At 60.2% G+C, this 19,483-nt stretch carries 18 protein-coding genes; 8 read left to right on the top strand and 10 right to left on the bottom strand.

Features of this window, described 5'->3' with window-relative positions:
* Positions 1-118: 118 nt before the first annotated feature.
* Positions 119-1,633 carry an AhpA/YtjB family protein gene (locus EJA71_RS23290; RefSeq protein WP_158959862.1) on the bottom strand — a complete coding sequence of 505 codons (1,515 nt, stop codon included), beginning with the start codon at positions 1,631-1,633 and terminating at the stop codon, positions 119-121.
* Positions 1,634-1,767: 134 nt separating this feature from the next.
* On the opposite strand from EJA71_RS23290, the gene serB reads away from it, so the two are divergent.
* Positions 1,768-2,982, top strand: coding sequence for a phosphoserine phosphatase SerB (gene serB / locus EJA71_RS23285; protein ID WP_158959860.1), 1,215 nt, complete (start codon positions 1,768-1,770; stop codon positions 2,980-2,982).
* An 80-nt stretch (positions 2,983-3,062) separates the two neighbouring features.
* On the opposite strand, the gene EJA71_RS23280 is transcribed toward serB, so the two are convergent.
* The 4 genes from EJA71_RS23280 to EJA71_RS23265 all read right to left on the bottom strand — a co-directional run bounded on the left by EJA71_RS23280 (position 3,063) and on the right by EJA71_RS23265 (position 8,322).
* Positions 3,063-4,817, bottom strand: a complete 1,755-nt coding sequence (locus EJA71_RS23280) for a molecular chaperone (protein WP_158959858.1) — start codon at positions 4,815-4,817, stop codon at positions 3,063-3,065.
* Between the two features lie 229 nt (positions 4,818-5,046).
* Positions 5,047-5,907, bottom strand: a complete 861-nt coding sequence (asd, locus tag EJA71_RS23275; protein ID WP_008079215.1) for an archaetidylserine decarboxylase — start codon at positions 5,905-5,907, stop codon at positions 5,047-5,049.
* An 18-nt stretch (positions 5,908-5,925) separates the two neighbouring features.
* Positions 5,926-6,741, bottom strand: a complete 816-nt coding sequence (gene rhdA, locus EJA71_RS23270) for a thiosulfate sulfurtransferase (protein WP_158959856.1) — start codon at positions 6,739-6,741, stop codon at positions 5,926-5,928.
* A gap of 42 nt (positions 6,742-6,783) precedes the next feature.
* A complete protein-coding gene (locus EJA71_RS23265) occupies positions 6,784-8,322 on the bottom strand; it encodes an HDOD domain-containing protein (RefSeq protein ID WP_158959854.1) in 1,539 nt (512 codons plus the stop codon).
* 165 nt (positions 8,323-8,487) lie between these two features.
* On the opposite strand from EJA71_RS23265, the gene motA reads away from it, so the two are divergent.
* From motA to dinD, 3 genes are all read left to right on the top strand, one after another.
* Entirely contained in the window at positions 8,488-9,339 is an 852-nt protein-coding gene (gene motA, locus EJA71_RS23260) for a flagellar motor stator protein MotA (RefSeq protein ID WP_007952169.1), read from the top strand.
* 3 nt (positions 9,340-9,342) lie between these two features.
* Positions 9,343-10,395, top strand: coding sequence for a flagellar motor protein MotB (gene motB / locus EJA71_RS23255; RefSeq protein WP_158959853.1), 1,053 nt, complete (start codon positions 9,343-9,345; stop codon positions 10,393-10,395).
* A gap of 166 nt (positions 10,396-10,561) precedes the next feature.
* Positions 10,562-11,413 carry a DNA damage-inducible protein D gene (dinD, locus tag EJA71_RS23250; protein WP_158959851.1) on the top strand — a complete coding sequence of 284 codons (852 nt, stop codon included), beginning with the start codon at positions 10,562-10,564 and terminating at the stop codon, positions 11,411-11,413.
* A gap of 348 nt (positions 11,414-11,761) precedes the next feature.
* Here dinD and EJA71_RS23245 read toward each other — a convergent pair whose 3' ends face one another.
* The 4 genes from EJA71_RS23245 to rsgA form a co-directional block, all read right to left on the bottom strand.
* Entirely contained in the window at positions 11,762-12,247 is a 486-nt protein-coding gene (locus tag EJA71_RS23245; RefSeq protein ID WP_158959849.1) for a toll/interleukin-1 receptor domain-containing protein, read from the bottom strand.
* On the bottom strand, positions 12,247-13,206 hold the full coding sequence (locus EJA71_RS23240; RefSeq protein WP_158959848.1) for a caspase family protein: 960 nt from the start codon (positions 13,204-13,206) through the stop codon (positions 12,247-12,249). The genes EJA71_RS23245 and EJA71_RS23240 overlap by 1 nt, the downstream gene beginning before the upstream one ends.
* Positions 13,207-13,208: 2 nt before the next feature.
* Complete coding sequence (locus EJA71_RS23235; RefSeq protein WP_158959846.1) at positions 13,209-13,616, bottom strand: TIR domain-containing protein; 408 nt, start codon at positions 13,614-13,616, stop codon at positions 13,209-13,211.
* 204 nt (positions 13,617-13,820) lie between these two features.
* Entirely contained in the window at positions 13,821-14,852 is a 1,032-nt protein-coding gene (gene rsgA, locus EJA71_RS23230) for a small ribosomal subunit biogenesis GTPase RsgA (protein WP_158959844.1), read from the bottom strand.
* 107 nt (positions 14,853-14,959) lie between these two features.
* Here rsgA and orn point away from each other — a divergent pair, with 107 nt between their 5' ends.
* A complete protein-coding gene (gene orn / locus EJA71_RS23225; RefSeq protein WP_122593819.1) occupies positions 14,960-15,502 on the top strand; it encodes an oligoribonuclease in 543 nt (180 codons plus the stop codon).
* A gap of 118 nt (positions 15,503-15,620) precedes the next feature.
* Positions 15,621-16,232 (top strand): trimeric intracellular cation channel family protein, encoded by a 612-nt coding sequence (locus EJA71_RS23220; RefSeq protein ID WP_064388618.1) that lies wholly within the window; start codon positions 15,621-15,623, stop codon positions 16,230-16,232.
* Positions 16,233-16,348: 116 nt separating this feature from the next.
* On the opposite strand, the gene queG is transcribed toward EJA71_RS23220, so the two are convergent.
* Complete coding sequence (gene queG, locus EJA71_RS23215) at positions 16,349-17,413, bottom strand: tRNA epoxyqueuosine(34) reductase QueG (RefSeq protein WP_158959842.1); 1,065 nt, start codon at positions 17,411-17,413, stop codon at positions 16,349-16,351.
* 63 nt (positions 17,414-17,476) lie between these two features.
* Between queG and EJA71_RS23210 the strand changes: the two genes are divergently transcribed.
* Together EJA71_RS23210 and tsaE are read left to right on the top strand one after the other, a co-directional pair.
* Entirely contained in the window at positions 17,477-18,976 is a 1,500-nt protein-coding gene (locus EJA71_RS23210) for an NAD(P)H-hydrate dehydratase (RefSeq protein ID WP_158959840.1), read from the top strand.
* Positions 18,964-19,434 (top strand): tRNA (adenosine(37)-N6)-threonylcarbamoyltransferase complex ATPase subunit type 1 TsaE, encoded by a 471-nt coding sequence (gene tsaE, locus EJA71_RS23205; RefSeq protein WP_007915806.1) that lies wholly within the window; start codon positions 18,964-18,966, stop codon positions 19,432-19,434. Before EJA71_RS23210 ends, tsaE begins: the two co-directional genes overlap by 13 nt.
* Positions 19,435-19,483: the final 49 nt, after the last annotated feature.

Below are 19,483 nucleotides of genomic sequence, written 5' to 3'. Positions count from 1 at the left end.
TGCACGAATAAATCCCTGTAGGAGCTGCCGCAGGCTGCGATCTTTTTGGCAACAAAAAAGCCCGCAGACAATCACTCGTCTGCGGGCTTCTGTGTTTCAGGCCTTAAGGCCTTAAGGCTTAAGCCCGGCGCTCATGCATCCGCGCCAGTTGCCGTTCGAGCATCGATGGATAAGGCTCCATCAACCGTTCTACGCAGCAAGCGCCTTCAGGGCTGGCGATCGGGCGGATTCGCGCACGTTGGCGAATCAGCGTGTCATCGCTGATCTTTCTCTCGACCAGCAGCAGGTTGCGGCTGTGTTGCGACAGGGCCAGTGCATCCTGTGCCGAATCGGTCAGCAGCAGATCAATCTGGCTCAGGCCAAACAACTCATCGCCCAGGGTCAGACCCAACTGCAATTGCAGGGTGATGCCGCTGTCTGCGACTTCGATCTGCAATTGATGCCCCAGCGCCCGCAGCAGCTCGCCGCAGCAGATCGCATTGGTCAGGTAATCGTCGCCACTGTCTTCGGTGTGGAACAGCATCAGCGTGCTGCCATCGTTCAAGGTTTCGATTTCGCCCTGATACAGCGAGGCGGCCTGATCGAGGCAGTCGCGATAACGCTCCAGCAACTCTTCCAGACGCGCACGCGGCAGGCGCCGCAATTGCTCTTGCGAACCCAGTTGCACCGCCAGGACTGCGCTGTGTTGCGGCACGCTTGGCGTGGCCTTGCGGATTACCGGTTGCGGCGCGGTATCGAGCGATTCGTCACGCAGATCGGCAAAGGCGTCGTCGTCATCATCGTCTTCAACGGTGCTGACCACGTGGCGAGGCGCCGGTTTCTGCGCGGCCAGTGGACGAGTTTCGTCAAAGCTCGGATCACGCAAGTTGCGCACCTCGAACTCCGGTTCGTCGTCTTCTTCCTCTTCGAACTCGGGTTCCGGCTCAGGCATTGGCGCCGGTTCCGGGGCGAAGTCGGCGTGCAGTTGCCGCGCCAGATCGCCAATCTCGTCCTGACGATCGGTGCCCGGCGTATGTTCATCGATATGGCGCAACCAGACGCGCAATTGCAGCAACGGCGTCGACAGGTAGCGGCCCATACGCAGGCTCAAGGCCAGCGACAGCGCCAGCAGGATTCCGCTGAGAATGCCCATGCTTTGCAGGCTGATGGTCATCGGCTGCTGGAACTGATCCATGTCCAGGCTGATGCGCAGTTGCCCGGCGGTCACGTCCTGGAAGGTGATCTTGCTCTCGTACATGCCTTCGGCTTCGCCCAGCAGGCTGTGCTTGGGACGCTGACCGGACTCGGCGAGGATGCGGTTATCCACGCTGTAGATCGCCGCGTGGGCGACCAGTTTGTTCTTGGTCAGGTTGTTGAGCAGCACGTTGAGGCTGAGGATGTCGTTGGACACCAACAGCTCCGTGGCCGAGGTCGCGGTCTGCGTGGTCAGGCTTTCGCCCAGCGCATCGGCCTGCTGGTGCATGGCCTGCTTGAACTGCAGGCCCATCACGCAGGCATAGATCACCAGGGCCAGAGCGACCAGGATCACGTTATGGCTGGCAATGCGCAATGCAATCGGTACACGGCGGTGGCGCAGTGCACGGAAGATCAGCAGGAAGAAGTTATCGGTTTTAACTGGCGTGGGCCGGTTCACTGAGCTCGGCTCTTTTGTCCGTGAAGTTGACGCGCAGTATAGCGACAGGCCCTAGACCGGCAAAGCGCTCGCGGTGCCCGATGGTCACTGAAAGTGGGTAGAATGCGGTTTTTTTCCAGTTGCGGGGGTGCGCGTTGCGCGAAATCGTCCTGATTAACATCACGGGAGTCGACCGTCCGGGTCTGACGGCAGCCATTACCGGCGTTCTGGCACAAGGTGGTGTGAACATCCTCGACATCGGTCAGGCGGTGATCCACGACACCCTGTCGTTTGGCATCCTGGTGGAAATTCCCGACACCGAGCAGGGCAAGTCCGTGCTCAAGGACATCCTGTTCAAAGGCTACGAGCTCGACCAGCAGGTGCGCTTTACCCCGGTGTCCGAAGAGGATTACCAGCAATGGGTGGGCAATCAGGGCAAGAAACGCCACATCGTCACCCTGCTGACCCGCAAAGTGACCGCCGGCCAATTGCAGGCCGTCAGTTCGATCACCGCCAAATACGGTCTGAACATCGACCACATTGACCGTCTGTCGGGTCGCATGCCGCTGGACACGCCGGCCGACAAGGGCAAGGGTTGCATCGAGTTCTCCGTGCGCGGCGAAGCCGCCGATCCGCAGGCCTTGCGCGCCGAATTCCTCAGCGTCGCCCAAGAGCTGAACGTCGACATCGCCTTCCAGGAAGATTCGCTGTTCCGTCGCAACCGTCGTCTGGCGGTGTTCGACATGGATTCGACATTGATCGAAGCCGAAGTCATCGACGAATTGGCCAAGGCTGCCGGCGTTGGCGAGCAGGTGTCCGAAATCACCGAGCGGGCGATGGCCGGCGAACTGGACTTCCGCGCCAGCTTCAAAGAGCGTCTGGCCTTGCTCAAAGGTCTCGACGTCAGCGTGCTGGATTCGATTGGCGCCTCGCTGCGTCTGACCGAAGGCGCGGAAACGCTGTTCGCCGAACTCAAGCGTCTGGGTTACAAGACCGCGATTTTGTCTGGTGGCTTCACCTATTTCGCGAAGCAATTGCAGGCCAAACTCGGCATCGATTACGTGTTCGCCAATGAGCTGGAAGTGGTCGACGGCAAGTGCACCGGCGTGGCAATCGAGCCGATTGTCGACGCGCAGCGCAAGGCTGATCTGCTGAAAGAACTGGCGCACAAGGAAGGTTTGCGTCTGGAGCAGACCATCGCTGTGGGCGATGGCGCGAATGACTTGCCGATGCTGGCGATTGCCGGGCTCGGCGTGGCGTTCCGTGCCAAACCGTTGGTCAAGCAATCGGCGAAGCAGGCGATCTCTACGCTGGGTCTGGATGGCGTGCTGTATTTGCTGGGTTTCCGTGATCGTGATGGGCAGTTGTAAATAAAGATCAAAAGATCGCAGCCTTCGGCAGCTCCTACAGGAATCTGTGTAGGAGCTGCCGCAGGCTGCGATCTTTTGCTCTAAAGCGATTTCCACAACGAATCAAAATCCTCCTCGCTCCCGCCATTCTGCGCGGTCTCCAGCGAGCGGTAAGCAAACTGATTGAAACTGTGCGTACTTGATACCCGCCGATCCAGCCCGGCGCGGTGTTCTTCGCCCTGAGTATTGATCAGCACTTTGCTGCCTTCCTGAAAGGGCAGGCGCGGAGCGAGTAACGTTGCCGGCACATCGATCGCACTGATCTCAGGCAGTAATAACCCGCGTAAATACTGACTGTGATCGTCCCGCGAGCGCACCAGTTGCAGGCCGCACGGCTGGGCATGGGGCGCCACCAGCTCAATGCCCATTTGTGTGCCGCCGCCGCGCACCTGACGAATCCAGCGGATCACCGCAATGCTCCAGCCCAGACTGGCGCTGTCCTGAATGCCGAGCATTTCCCCAGCCTGCAATTCGGCGGGCACCTCATTGGGCCATGCGAGGCAATAACCACCGGGGCTGTGATTGATCACCGGCAAGGCGTAGGTCGGGTAATGCGGTGCACTGTCGGTGCTGTTTTCGTCCACGACCAAATGGTCGTACTGGATTTCCTCGTAGGGCAAAAACTCATCGGCGTTGTTCTGTGGCGCGGCATCGAAGGCCTGGCTCCAGCTGTCTTTCTCGCCTTTGGCCACCGCACTGCTGAAATTCGCCGCACGGGCGCCGGGGTGTTTGAGCATATCGCTGAAACTGCGCTCGCCGCCGAGGTAGAAGTGCAGGGCGCTCATTCCGACGCACACGGTCAGATGGCCCTGGCCCACGGTGCGCTGGAAACTGCGTTCAGCCGCCTCGCCCCACGTCGCGTGCAAGTGTTGCAGGGTGTCGAAGCTGAGCCCGGTCGGAATCGGCAAAGGCGTCGAAGTGTCCTGATGCAGCAAGTGCGCTTCGAGGGTGTTCACCAGCGGTTGCGGATCGAACCCGAGCAATCCGGCCTGCTGCTCGCTGCGAAACATGTTGAGATATCGCGGCCCGGCATCGATTTCGGCGCTGACCGCGAACAAGCCAGCGTCTGCGCGCGCGGGGTGCAGTTTGAGCAAGGCACTCCACGGTTCAAGCACTTCGGCGAGGCGGGCGATCTGATTCTGCCGCAGTTGATTGCAACGAGCGCTGCCCAGCAGCAGGGCGGCGATGTAGGTTTGTTCCAGGCTCAACTCTGTGGTCAGGCTGGCCAGATCGTCATGCACGCGCCGCTGTTGCAGCTGCAACTCACACGCTGTGCGATACAGCTGATTCAACTCGAACCACAGGTGCTCCGGCGGCGGACTGTACAGTTGCGTGGCGCGCACAAGCTGGCCCTTCAAAGCATGCGCTGCGCGTTGCAAAGCCGTACTGAGCAGTGCTGCGCGATCCTTGCTGTATTTCGGTGCAATGCGCAGGACGATTTGTTTATAGCCGATGGCCAGATGGCTTTGCAGGGCCTGACACAGGTTGCTGATCTTGCGCGAGCGTTCGTCGAGCATGATCGCCTGATGCAGAAAATGCCGCTCCAGATGCTGGCAGACGAAATAAACCTCGGGCCGCAGCAGTTCGAGCAATTGCAGACGATTGTCGCTGGGGGTGAGCAATTGATTGAGTTCGCCCAGACCTTGATACAGCAGGCGGGCGGTTTCGCCGATATTGGCTTTGGGCAGGCCGGCGATCCAGCGCTTGAGGTCGCGCGGGCTGGCTTCGCAATATGACAGACGCGGCTGACTCGGGGTCGGGGCGCGCAGCTGTGGGGAAGAGATGGTCTGGCTCATGCCAAAAACCATAGCAGCAAAATTCGCGATCCGTCGGTATGACGCAACCTGTAGGAGCTGCCGAAGGCTGCGATCTTTTGATCTTGATCGTTCCCACGCTCTGCGTGGGAATGCAGCCGTGGACGCTCTGCGTCCAAAGATCAAAAGATCGTCCGATCGCGGCCCGAGCCTTCGGCAGCTCCTACAGAGGTATCGACCGTCAGGGGAATCCATGACGGTCGATGCGTACTCAGGCTTTTGGCAGCGCCAAGCCTTGGCCCATCTGCACCGGCGAACCAGCAACCAGCTCTTCAGCCCACTTCACTTGATCCGGACCAAACAGCACGATCGCGGTCGAACCCAGCTTGAAGCGGCCCAGTTCGGCGCCTTTTTCCAGATGGATCGGCGCACGCGCGGCTTCGTCGTAGCGGAAGGTTTTCAGCTCGCGCTTCGGCGGCGTGACCAGACCGGCCCACACGGTTTCGATCGAAGCAACGATCATCGCGCCGACCAGCACTACAGCCATCGGGCCGCGCTCGGTGTCGAAAATGCACGCTACGCGCTCGTTGCGGGCGAACAGCTCCGGCACGTTTTCAGCGGTGGTCTGGTTGACCGAGAAGATCCGGCCCGGGATGTAGACCATCTCGCGCAGGGTGCCGGCCAGCGGCATGTGCACGCGGTGGTAGTCCTTCGGCGACAGGTAAATAGTAGCGAAGTCACCGCCCATGAACGGCGCGGCATTGGCCGCGTCACCGCCGAGCAGTTCCAGCACGCTGAAGCTGTGGCCCTTGGCCTGGAACACGCGACCGTGTTCGATCGGGCCGAGTTGGCTGACCGCACCGTCGGCCGGGCTGAGGATCGCGCCCGGGGTTTCGTCCAGTGGACGCGCGCCGTCTTTCAGAGCGCGGGTGAAGAAGGCGTTGAAGTGCTCGTAAGCGGTCAGGTCTTCGACGAGCGCTTGCGACATGTCCACTTGATAACGCTTGGCGAACCATTGGGTGAAGGCATTCTTGAACCAGCGCACGCGGCACTCGGCAACGCAGCCGGCCAGGCGCGACAGCAGGTGATGCGGCAGCAGGTACTGGCTGAGGATAAACAGACGCTCTTTCATTAGTTGTCCTTAAAAACCTTAAATCTCTACAGGCGTGTCAGGGTGGTTGCCCCATTCGCCCCAGGAACCGGCGTAGCCCTTGACCCGCGGATAACCGAGGGACTTGGCCACCAGATAAGTGAAGCCCGACCGGTGATGAGTCTGGCAGTGAGTAATGATTTCTTTGTCCTTGGTGATCCCGAGGTCTTCGAGGATCTGCGGCATATCCGTGCGGATGCGCAGTTGACGCGACTTGTCCATGCCGGCCGTCCATTCGAAGTTGACCGCGCCGGGGATGTGCCCGGCCTTGGCGGCCAGTACTTTCTCGCCGGAATATTCCAGCGGCCCGCGCGCATCCCAGATCGCCAGATCGGCAGCACCGAGACGGCTTTGCAGGTATTCGCGGGTCGCGGTCGGCTCTTCGTGCAGGGTCAACGGCAGAGAACCACCGACGGCCGCTGGCACCTGGATCGACATCGGCATGCCATCCGCCAGCCACGCCGGCAGACCACCGTCTATATAGTGGTACTTGTCGTGACCGATCACGTCGAGCACCCAGATAAAGCGTCCGGCCCAGCCGCCACCTTCATCGTCATAGACGACGTAGACCGCGTCCTTGCGATGGCCCAACTCTCCGAACAACGCTTCCAGATCGGCTTTGGCCGGCATCAGGCCCGGCGCCGGCGGCTGGCCGAGCTGGGTGCGTTTCGGGTCGACAAAGCGTGCGCCGGGGATATGCCCTTCGGTGTAACGCGCAGGACTGGTCAGGTCCACCAGAATCAGTTCGCCAGACTCCAGGCGCGGGAGCAGGTCGCTCGGTTCGATGACGAGCGGCAAGCCAGAGAAGTCAGACATGTGAGGTCTCCAGAGCACAAAGGGGAGGATTGTAGCGCAGCCTCATCGGCCGCGGCTGCTAAAGCTGTGCAGGGCTTTTTCGATGCACTGCGCGGTTTTGCCGAAGGCTTGCACGGTGATGTCGGCGAAGGGCCCGCCGCCCTGATCAGCGACAACGATCATGATCACCCGGCCATTGTTGACCAGAGAGCGCAGGAACAGATGTTCGCCGCGAAACAGCGTGCGCAGGTTCGGCGGCAGCAGGGCGGAGAACTGGGCGTTGTTGTCCGGGTTGATGCGCACCTGCGCCTGTTGCGCGAGTAAACGTTGCAGCACGCTGCTTTGGCTGACGGCAAACGTGAGTGCCGCAGCTTCTTTTGGCAAACCATAGGTTTGCTGCACGCGCAGGCTGGATTGCGTGCGGTCGGCCATCAGGATCATCACCCGGCGCATGCCGCTGGCGGCCAAGGCATCGCGCGCGGCGACGGTCAGGCTCATCGCATTGGTGAAGCGGCTTGGCTCGGCGAGCAGCTCGGCGCATTGCTTGCGCCATTGACCGAGGTCTTCAGCGGTGGGCGCCGCGGCTGGCAACATCCCGGCCGGCAAGCGCCGCGTGCCCCACGGCCACAGCAGCGAAACCGCCGGGTGCCACAGATCCGGCATCGCATGATAACGGGCGCTGTTGGCGGCTTGCTGGTGCAATTGTTGCTGCACCTCGTCCATGGAAATTTGCAGATAAAGGCTGGTCAGATACTGCCAGCGCTCGCTGTGAGGACTGTCCCAGGCCTGTTGCGCCGACAGCGCCAGACCGTTGGCCAGCAGCACGGTATTGGCCGGCTGATTGAGCCAGCGGCGCAGGGTCGGATCTTCGTCGAGGCGGTTTTGCTGGCGCAGCGGATGCTCGCTGTCGCGGGCGATGCGCAGCACTTTCACCAGTTCGCGCTGCTCGCTGAGCAGCAGTTTGTAACCCTGTTGCACCCAGATCGGCAGATGCCAGGCCTCGACCAGCGCTTCAGCGATTTTCAGCAGGCGTACGCCAAATAGCTGTTTCTCGACCGCCCGCGCCGACTCACCCTTATGGATAACCCGCAGTTCCCACTCTTCCAGCAATTGCGGATACGTCAGCGCCAGCGGCCACAGCGGCGAGAGAAACAGCAGGCTGCCCCAATGAATGTCCTGCCACAGCCGTGCCAGGCGACTGGCAAAAAAGCCGTTGGCCTGTTGCGTCGCGTGCTGGCTGATCATCTGCAGTTGGCGCAGGGCCTTGGGGATTTGCATCTGCGGTTGGGCAGGCAGGCGTGCGAGCAATTCTTCGGTGCGGGCAAGGCCCAGACGGTTGATGGCGACCTCGAGATTTTCCGCCGGCGCGGCCATGTTGCCGTGGGTGTGACGATTCGCCTCACGGATGATGCTCAAGGCCAGCGCCGGGCTGTCCTGCATCAGGTCGGCGATGTCGCGCAGAGAGCTGCGGTTATCGCGGATGGCGCGGCAGACTTTGTCGTGAGCCTCTTGCGGCACGGGCAATAGAACGCCATCGAGCAGCTTTACCCAGCCGTCGAGGGTGGTCGGTTTTGCGTGTGGGACGTTCGTTTCATTAGCCATGTCTGGACGGGATCTTCACTGACTGTAGACGCGCCCGGCATGGGCTAAATTGGCTTTTCGCCTGAACTGGCTATAGTCTGGCGCAGTTTTGCCGATAAGTAGAAGAAGAGATTTTTTAACTTCCGAATATGACCTTGAACCCGACTCAGTAAGTACTTTCTACCTATGGCTAAAATTATCGGCATCATCGTCGTATTCGCGAGCGTGCTCGGCGGATACGTGCTCTCCCACGGCAAAATTGCCGCCCTGATCCAGCCTTTCGAGGTGATGATCATCGGTGGTGCGGCCCTTGGTGCATTCCTGCAGGCCAACCCCGGCTACATGACCATGCACGTGCTCAAGAAATCCCTGAGCATGTTCAGCTCGCGCTTCAGCCACACCTTCTATCTGGAAGTGTTGGGGCTGATCTACGAGATCCTCAACAAGAGCCGCCGCGAAGGCATGATGGCCATTGAAGGCGACATCGAAGACGCCGCCGCGAGCCCGATTTTCGCCAAGTACCCGGCGGTGCTCAAAGACGAGCGCATGACCGCGTTCATCTGCGATTACCTGCGCATCATGTCGTCCGGCAACATGGCTCCGCACGAACTCGAAGGTCTGTTCGACATGGAACTGTACAGCCTCAAGGAAGACCTCGAGCACCCATCGCATGCAGTGAACGGCATCGCCGACGCCATGCCCGGTTTCGGTATCGTCGCGGCGGTGCTCGGTATCGTGGTGACCATGGCCTCGCTGGGTGAGGGCGATCAGAAGTCCATCGGCCTGCACGTGGGTGCGGCACTGGTAGGTACTTTCTTCGGTATTCTCGCGGCGTACGGTTTCTTTGGTCCGTTGGCGCACTCGCTGGCCCACGATGCCAAGGAAGAGCTGAACGTCTACGAAGCCATCAAGGCTTCGCTGGTCGCCTCGGCTTCCGGCATGCCGCCATCGCTGGCGGTCGAGTTCGGTCGCAAGGTGCTGTACCCGGCCCACCGTCCAAGCTTTGCCGAGCTGGAACAAGCCGTTCGCGGTCGCTAAGCCATGGAAAATAATCAGCCGATTATCATCAAGCGCGTCAAGCGCATAGCCGGCGGGCATCACGGCGGGGCGTGGAAAATCGCCTTCGCCGACTTCGCCACGGCGATGATGGCGTTCTTCCTGGTGTTGTGGCTGCTGTCCACTGCGACGCCTGAGCAGAAGATCGCCATCGCCGGTTACTTCAAAGACCCGGTCGGCTTTTCCGAAAGCGGCACGCCGTACATCATCGACTTGGGCGGCACGCCGACCCTGGCGCCGGAAAATACCCTCAACCCTGAGGTGAAATCCCAGCCGCAACCGGACAAGGTCACCGTCGACACCGAACAGGTCGAAGGCATGGCCGAGCAGGTCGAGAAAGAACGTCTGGAACTGCTCCTGCAAGAACTGCAGAACAAGGTCGACGAGAACCCGCAACTGCAGAAATTCAAGGACCAGATCCTCTTCGAGATCACGCCGAATGGCTTGCGCATCCAGATCATGGACGCCGAAAACCGGCCGATGTTCGACTCCGGTTCTGCACGCTTGAAGCCGTATTTCGAAGACATCCTGCTGGCCATGGCCGACACCATCAAAGCGGTGCCGAACAAGATCAGCATCAGCGGCCACACCGACGCCAAGCCTTATATCGGCACTGGCGACTACGGCAACTGGGAGCTTTCGGCCAACCGTGCCAACGCCGCACGTCGTGCCTTGGTTGCCGGCAGCTATCCGGATGCGCAGGTGGCGCGGGTCGTCGGTTATGCCTCGTCGGCGCTGTTCGACCGGGAAAACCCGTTCAACCCGGTCAACCGTCGCATCGACATCGTCGTGCTGACCAAGAAAGCCCAAGCGGCCATCGAAGGTGCGCAAGGCGCCGACGCTGCGAAGCCGGCGGATCAAGGCCAGAACGGCGCCGCTCCGGCGACGCCGGTTGACCCGAACGCACTGCCGGCGGATCAGCAACCGGTGCCTGCACACGAGTTGCGCGAACGCTTGAACCTGTTCGACGACGCCGCACCGAAACCGGCGGAACCGGGGAGTGCGGCGCCAGCGCCGGCTCCTGCGCCGAAGCAGTAAGAGACAAAAAAGCCGACAGTGATGTCGGCTTTTTTGTGCCCGCTAGCTACGATCGGACACACTTTCAGTCTGGGGCTGATTGATAATCCCCGTTCAGCCTGTGTTTCGGTGTAACTCTAAATGATCATCCACGTGTTCAAATCCTTCTGAGCGACAGGGAGTCGTCATGGAAAATCAAACTATTTTTGCGCAACAGCAGCAATTCGACGGTTTGGCGCATCGGGTTCCTGGCGAGAATATCGAGTTCTGGTTTGCTCGCGAGCTGCAAGAGCCACTGGGGTATGCCCGTTGGGAAAATTTTCTTACGCTCATTCAGCGAGCAATAACTTCGTGTGAAGCCACGGGGATTGATGCTCTGGATCATTTTCGTGGCGTCACGAAAATGATCGAAATTGGCAAAGGTGGGCAGCGGCCTACCGACGACTTCATGCTCACCCGTTATGCCTGCTACCTGATTGCTCAGAATGGTGACCCACGTAAACAGCCGATTGCCTTCGCGCAAAGTTACTTCGCGCTGCAATCGCGTAAGCAAGAATTGATTGAAGACAGGATGCGCCTGCAGGCGCGTTTTGATGCTCGTGACCGTATGCGTGAGTCAGAAAAAGAACTGTCGCAAAACATTTATGAGCGAGGCGTCGACGATGAGGGCTTCGCGCGTATTCGCTCACGAGGTGATGCTGCACTCTTTGGTGGGCAAACAACCCAGGCGATGAAGGATCGATACGGCATTATTAAAAGTCGTCCATTGGCAGATTTTCTACCGACATTAACCATCGCCGCCAAAAACCTTGCCACTGAAATGACCAATCACAATGTGCTTCAGGTTGACATCACAGGTGAGATGGCCATCGCCCGAGAGCATGTTCAAAACAGTCTGAGCGTGCGCGATATGTTGGATCAGCGAGGTATCAAACCTGAGGAGCTACCTGCGGAGGAAGATATCCGCGAGCTTGAACGTCGGGTTAAGACACAGGAGAAGAGCATCGCGAAGCTGGCTCCGAAGCTGCCGGCGGAGTGATTTGTTCGATATTCAGCAGATTGATCTCAGGGAAAATGAAGGCCGCTGCCGCTTGTAGATTTTTTTGGGCTTTCGGTTTGGTTTTGTGGAGGGCTTGAGATCGATCTCCCTCACCCCAGCCCTCTCCCCAAGGGGGCGAGGGGAGAGGGAGCCAATCTTCGTGGTTGGCAAAAACTAAGTTCGGCTCAGCAAATGGAGCCGGCTTACAGTGTGATCAAAACCTGAGAACGACTCAGGAATTTCAGGTCGGCATACCTCGCACAATCACCGCTGTCAGTCCCCTCTCCTTTCGGGCGGTCCGACGTTTCGGGAGGGCTAGGATGAGGGGCTCCCAAGGTAAACCACCAATCAAAACCCCCGCCGAATCCTGCTCTTCAACTGATCATGAAACTGCTCGGCATTCCTCTTGTAAGTCCCCTTCATCGACTCACTCATCGAATCCAGCGTCATCGAGCGCTTGCTCGACACCTCTTCACGATACGCGTCAATAAAGAAATTCAGATCACTGTCCGTGCTCAGCTTCGGCCACTTGTCCAGGTAAAACGGCAATTCCGCAGGGCCGGTCTTGAATGAGCAGATCCGGCGGTTGCTGATGGTTGCCTCACCGATCTCGAACGGCACCCACCACGACAAAGCGGTCCTCTCCGACACTACCGCGAGCAAGTGCGTGCACTCGGTGATGTTGCGCGTGATGACGCCGGTGATGTCGTCGGTGGTCTGCGATTCCGGGTCGAGCACATCCAGATAGGTTTTGATGTTGGCCTGTTTCAGGCGACTGTTGATCGCCATGGCCTGTATGCGATCCATGTGGCGGTAGCTGATAAAGACGGGCATCAGAAGTGTCCTTTGATCGCGAGTTCGCGGTAGTAGGCGCCGAGCGCGGTGAGGCGGCAGCCGGTGGATTGGATGGCGGCGTAATACATATGCTCGGCGTCGACCGGCTCAATCAGGCTGTGGCGATTGCACTTCTGCAGTTGCGCGAAGATCTCGCCGTGTTCAGGGTCGAAGCTGGCTTCGGTCGGCTCGTAGCTCGGGTCGAGCGGGTAGGTTGATTCGGCTTCGGCGAACCACTCGGGCAGTTTGCGCAGGATTTCTTTGGGGATCAGCGGCGACACTTCGCGCAGGGAAATGAACTGCGACACATTGGTCTTGAACACCGGGCGTTGTTCCCACGCATCGAGCGCGTTGTCGACAAAGGAATACAGGCTGCCGGGAGTGATCTTGCCGAGAATGTTCGCCGCGCCACCGTGCAAGGCCTGCAGCAGCAACCCGGTAAACACGCCGTGTTGCGAACCTTCCATGGCCGGTTCTTCCTTTTTGCACGCGGTCAGAATGGTCATGCCTTCGCCGACCACGCTGCTTTCACTGCGCAAAGCGCGCACCTCGCCGGCTGATCCGCTCTGGCAGCAGTCGAGAATGATGACTTTGTTTTTGATGCGAGTGGCTTTGGTGGCCCAATTGAGGATGTCGCTGATGCGAATGCCATCCTTCGGGTTACGAAAGTCCTGCGGCAGCAGCATGCCTTCGTCATTGTCGTTATCGAAGCCGCCATGCCCGGCGAAGTACAGGAGGGCGACGTTACAGTCGCCGGAAAACAACTCGCGGATCTGGTCTTCAAGTTTCTCTCGGCTCAGATAATCCTCAGCGGATGTCAGCACGATGTTCTTGAAATTCGGATCGCCATTGGCGTCGGTTTTCAGCACCGAAGCCATGGCCATCGCGTCGTTGCTGCAACCGCTCAGGCGCGAAATATGTTTGTAGTCGTTGATGCCGATAAACAATCCCTTGCGCATGATTACACCGCCGTATGCAGGCGAATGGCGGTGACAATGCTGTTGGTGTTCCACGCGCACTCGGCGTGTGCGGCGTTACGCACCACCGTGGAAATGCGCTCGGCGCCGAACGGTTTCACCGCAATGATCACCTTGCCCATGCGCTTGGCGATCTCGATTTCCTTGTTGATCCACTTGCTGTAGGCCGAGTACATGCCGGCCATGATCAGCACCGCCGAGCAGGGGCGAATCTTGTTTTCGATGGCTGCTTCAAGCTGTTTGTCGGTCAGCGCGCCCATGATCGGGTTGTGCGGCGGCACCGAAAAATTCTTGTAGGTGAAGGTCGGATGGGCACTGAGCAGGCGCACCAGATTGTCGTGGGCGTGGGAGTAGTTCCACGAATGGCTGATGAACAGATGGTAGGTTTGCATGGGGTTCCTCGGAAGTCGCGGGCTGCGAGAGAGGAATCCAATGGTAGGCCTCTGGAGGGCGCCTACAAGGGCTGCGCGGCAAACCAGAAACGCCCTGCAAGCAGGCGCGCAAGGTCCTACAGATAAGGCTGATGTTTAAAAGGTGAGCAGTTTTGTCAGGCCACATCCGGCAGCACCAGAGGAAGGTGCTGCCGGCGCGAACGTTTAGTAACCGTTTTCCGGCAGGCTGGCGATGATCGAGCGGTAGCTGTTCATCCGTTGCTGCTGCACGCGGCCATCTTCCAGCGCTTTGAGCAAGGCACAGCCCGGTTCGCGGTCGTGCTTGCAGTCGCGGAAGCGGCAGGTGCCGAGCAAATCACTGAACTCGATGAAACCGGCTTCAACGTCGGCGCGGCTAACGTGACCGAGGCCAAATTCACGGATACCCGGGGAGTCGATCAATTCGCCGCCGCCAGGGAAGTGGAACAGGCGCGCGGTGGTCGTGGTGTGCGTACCCTGACCGGACAGTTCGGACAACGGCCCGACGCGGGTTTCCACTTCCGGCAGCAGGCTGTTGACCAGCGACGACTTGCCGACGCCGGACTGGCCGACGAACACGCTGATGCGCCCGTCGAGCTGCTGTTGCAGTTGTTCCATGCCGTTGCCGTGGTGCGCCGACACTTCCAGCACCGGGTAACCCAGCGTGCGGTATACCGCCAGCAGCGCGTTCAGCGCCGGGGCGTTCTGCTCGTCGATCAGGTCGAATTTGTTCAACAGCAGCAACGGACGGATACCGGCATGTTCTGCCGCGACCAGATAACGGTCGATCAGGTTGGCATGCGGCTCGGGCAGCGGGGCGAAGACGATGACGATCATGTCGACGTTGGCCGCAACGGGTTTGAGCTGGCCACGGCTGTCCGGGCGGCATAATTCGGTGGTGCGCGGCAATTGCGCGACGATCACACCGATGCCCTGGTTGCCGGCACGCCAGACGACGGTGTCGCCGGTAACCAGTGCGGGCAGGTTGGCGCGCAAGTGGCAGCGGAAGACTTGGCCGGCCTGATCACCGTCAACGGCCTCGACCTCAACCTGCACACCGAAGTGGGCGATCACCAGGCCGGTCTGTTCCGGGCCCAGGTCGCCGCCCTCCAGGGCTTCGACAGCCGAGGACTCGCGTTTGGCGGCGCGTGCGGCGCGTTCGCCCTGAATCTTTTCGATGCGCCAGTTTTGACGACGATTGAGTTGGCGTTTGGCCATGGGTGTTCCGTCTGAAGAATGCAGCGATTAGGTAAAACGGCCGCGAGTTTAGCACGCCCGGCAGCCGGCCTAGGCTAAACTGCGCAGCATTGCTCAGGAGCCGAAACATGCAAAACCCGCAGAATCTGATCTGGATCGACCTCGAAATGACCGGCCTTGACCCGGATAACGACGTCATCATCGAAATGGCCACTATCGTCACCGACAGTGACCTCAACACCTTGGCCGAAGGCCCGGTGATCGCCATCCACCACAGCGACGAAGTGCTCGCGCGCATGGACGAGTGGAACACCCGCACCCACGGCAACTCCGGCCTGACCCAGCGCGTGCGCGACAGCCGCATCAGCATGGCCGAAGCCGAAGCGGAAACCATCGCCTTCCTCGAGAAATGGGTGCCGAAGGGCAAGTCGCCGATCTGCGGCAATAGCATTTGCCAGGATCGGCGCTTCCTTTATACCCACATGAAAGGGCTGGAAAGCTACTTCCACTACCGCAACCTCGACGTCTCGACGCTCAAGGAACTGGCCGCACGCTGGGCGCCGGACGTACGTGACAGCTTCAAAAAGGGCAGCACCCATTTGGCGCTGGACGATATTCGCGAATCGATCGCCGAGCTGCAGCATTACCGCAAGCACTTCATCAAGTTCTGATGCGATCCCTGTAGGAGCCTGCGGCAGCTCCTACAGGGTTTTGTGTTTGCTGCGACGCCCTCTTTTGGTGCCGCGTTGAAATGGCTAGACTGCGCGCCTTCTTGCCTGGATCGCCACCATGTTGCTGATGCTCTATCTCGTCGCCATCACCGCTGAAGCCATGACCGGCGCACTGTCTGCCGGGCGTCGCGGCATGGACTGGTTTGGTGTGGTGCTGATCGCTTGTGTCACGGCGTTGGGCGGCGGTTCGGTGCGCGATGTGCTGCTCGGGCATTATCCGCTGACGTGGGTCAAGCACCCGGAATACCTGGTGCTGACCTCGGTCGCCGCGATGTTCACCGTGTTCACCGCACGCTGGATGCGTCACCTGCGCTCACTGTTTCTGGTGCTCGACGCCGTCGGCCTGGTGGCCTTCACCCTGATCGGCTGCATGACTGCACTGGAAATGGGCCACGGCATGCTGGTGGCCTCGGTCAGCGGCGTCATCACCGGGGTCTTCGGCGGCATCCTCCGCGACATCTTCTGCAACGACATCCCGCTGATCTTCCGCCGAGAACTGTACGCCAGCGTCTCGTTCGCGGCGGCGTGGTGCTACATGCTGTGCCTGTATCTGAATGTGCCGAGCGAGCAGGCGATTTTGATCACGCTGTTTGGCGGCTTCCTGCTGCGCTTGCTGGCGATCCGTTTCCACTGGGAAATGCCCAAGTTCGTTTACAACGATCAGCCCTGACGCGATCCCTGTGTAGGAGCTGCCGTAGGCTGCGATCTTTTGATCTTGCCCTTGAAAACAAAGAGCAAAAGATCGTCCGATCGCGGCCCGAGCCTGCGGCAGCTCCTACAGGGGTGTTACGCGATTCCGTGTTGTTTCAGGGCCCATTCGACGTGTTCTTGCACCAACTCCGACGGATAGTCCCGCCGCGCTTTCAACGCTTCCAGCACCGGAATGCTCGACGGCGCGTTACCCAGTCCCACCGCCAGATTGCGCAGCCAGCGCTCATACCCGGCGCGGCGCAGCGGCGAGCCCTCGGTGCTGCTGAGAAACTTGTCTTCATCCCACAAAAACAGCTCGGCCAGTTCAGCGTTGTCGAGATTGTGCCGTGGCTTGAAGTCGCTTTCGCCAGAGGGTTTGGCGAAGCGGTTCCACGGACAGCAAATCTGGCAGTCATCGCAGCCGAACACGCGGTTGCCGATCAGTGGGCGCAGGTCTTCGGGGATCGCGTTTTTCAGTTCGATAGTCAGATAGGAAATGCAGCGTCGCGCGTCCAGCACATACGGGCCGACGAAGGCGTTGGTCGGGCAGATGTCGAGGCACGCAGTGCAGCGGCCGCAATGTTCAGTGCTGTGCGGCTCATCCACCGGCAACGGTAGATCGACAAACAATTCGCTCAAGAAGAAATAACTGCCGGCCTTGCGGTTCAGCACCAAGGTGTTTTTGCCGATCCAGCCCAGTCCAGCCTGCTCGGCGATGGCTTTTTCCAGCACCGGCGCGCTGTCGACAAACGCACGAAAACCGAACGGGCCGATCTGCGCTTGGATCTTGTCGGCCAATTGCTGCACACGTTTACGGATCAATTTGTGGTAATCGCGGCCCAACGCATAACGCGACACATAGGCTTTTTCCGGTTGCGCCAGACGTTTGGCCATTTCGGTATCGCCCGGCAGGTAGTCCATGCGCAGCGAGACCACGCGCAACGTGCCCGGCACCAACTCTTCCGGGTGCGAGCGTTTGCTGCCGTGGGCGCCCATGTAATCCATTTCACCGTGGTAGCCGGCCGCAAGCCAGCGCTGCAGATGCTGCTCATGCTCGGCCAGATCGAGGCCGCTGATGCCGACTTGCTGAAAGCCCAGCTCGCGGCCCCAATCCTTGATCGATTGGGCGAGGGCGGGCAGGTCTGTGGTGATGGCGGACATGAGGCGAGAGAAACCGGAGCTGAGGTGCGTATAATTCTGCCAGACATCGGAGCCCGAAGACGCATGCCGCACACGAAAGATCAATTACCCGACGCGCTGTATGGCGCCGCACAGGTGCGCGAACTCGATGCGCGGCTGATCGCCGCCGGCACGCCGGGCTTCGAGTTGATGCAGCGCGCCGCCCATGCAACCTGGCGCGCACTGGTTCGGCAATGGCCGTCGGCGACCGAACTGACGGTGATGGCCGGGCATGGCAACAATGCCGGCGACGGTTATCTGGTCGCGGCGATGGCGCAGCGAGCGGGCTGGCAGGTGCGGGTGTTGGCCGTCGGCGAACCGCAGCGCTTGCAGGGCGATGCCGCGCAGGCCCATGCCGAGGCGCTGGCTGAAGGTGTTGCGGTGCAAGGCTGGCAGGCTCAAAGCGAACTGCGCGGTGTCCTTCTTGATGCCTTGCTCGGCACGGGTCTGAACGGTGAGGTTCGCGAGCCTTACCTCTCGGCGATCAACGCGATCAACGCCAGTGGTTTGCCGGTGACAGCCGTCGATGTCCCTTCTGGACTAAGCGCTGACACGGGGCAGGTGCTGGGTGCTGCGGTGCAGGCCGATCTGACCGTGACCTTTATCGGGCTGAAAATCGGTCTGTTTACCGGAGACGCGGCGGATCACGTCGGCCAGCTGCTGTTTAACGATTTGCAGGCCAGCGCCGACATCTATCGTGACATTCCGGTCATCGCCCGACGGCTCAACCCGGCTAATCTTCCGAGGCTGGCGGCGCGCGCCCCGACGTCGCACAAAGGCCGCTTCGGTCATGTGCTGCTGATCGGGGGCGATCACGGCTTTGGCGGGGCGATTCTGCTCAGTACGGAAACGGCTCTGCGCAGCGGCGCAGGCATGGTGTCGCTGGCGACCCGTCCCGAGCATGTTCCGGCAGCACTGGTGCGAGTGCCGGAAGTCATGGCGCTCGGCACGTCCTCGGCCAATCAGTTGATGGGATTGCTGGAGAAGGTTTCCGTGCTGGTGGTCGGCCCGGGGTTGGGGCAGGCCAGTTGGGGCCGCGCGCTGTTGTCCGCCGCCGCCAATGCAGCGCAGCCGCAGGTGTGGGACGCCGACGCGTTGAACCTGTTGGCGAGAGATTTCGTCACATTGCCCAAGGATTGCGTGATCACGCCGCATCCGGGGGAAGCGGCGCGGTTGCTGGCAATCAGCACTGCCGAGGTTCAGGCGGATCGCCCGGCAGCGGCGCTGGTATTGAGCAAAAAATACTCAGCGGTTGTCGTGCTCAAAGGTGCCGGCAGCCTGATCGCCCACCCCGATGGCCGATTGGCTGTGTGTCATCAAGGTCATCCGGCCATGGCCACCGCCGGTCTCGGTGATGTGCTGGCCGGTTTGACCGGCGCGCTGTTGGCGCAAGGCATGGAGAGTTTCGAAGCCGCTTGCCTGGCGGTCTGGCTGCACGCCAATGCGGGGATGCAACAAGGTAAATTCGGCCGTGGGCTGGCGGCCAGTGATCTGATTCCAGCCATTCGTCAGTTGTTGGAGGAGCAAGCACCGTGTCTGAAGTAACCCTGTACCTGGCCGATGAACAGGCCATGAGCGACTTTGGTGCACGGATCGCCCGCGTGACCCAGGGCCATGGTCTGATTTTCCTTGAAGGCAACCTGGGGATGGGCAAAACCACGCTCTCGCGCGGGATCATTCGTGGACTGGGCCACGTCGGCGCGGTAAAAAGTCCGACCTTCACTTTGGTCGAGCCCTACGAGATTGGTGACATCCGCGCCTTCCACTTTGACCTGTATCGACTGGTCGATCCCGAAGAGTTGGAGTTTCTCGGCATCCGCGACTACTTCGAAGACGACGCGATGTGTCTGATCGAATGGCCCGATAAAGGTGCAGGCTTTTTGCCAAAGCCTGACCTGACCATTACCATTAGCCCGCAAGACAGCGGGCGTTCGCTGAAAATTTTATCCCAGGGCTCGCGTGGCGAGGCTTGGTGTGCCGCTTTGGCATTGGAATCCAATTAAATGATGGGGTTAGGTATGCGCTTTCGCGCGATGGTGGCTGCCGCTGGAC

Source organism: Pseudomonas sp. PB106 (assembly GCF_009764645.1).
In the GTDB taxonomy this organism is placed as follows: domain Bacteria; phylum Pseudomonadota; class Gammaproteobacteria; order Pseudomonadales; family Pseudomonadaceae; genus Aquipseudomonas.
This window is presented reverse-complemented; position numbering and strand designations above follow the sequence as displayed.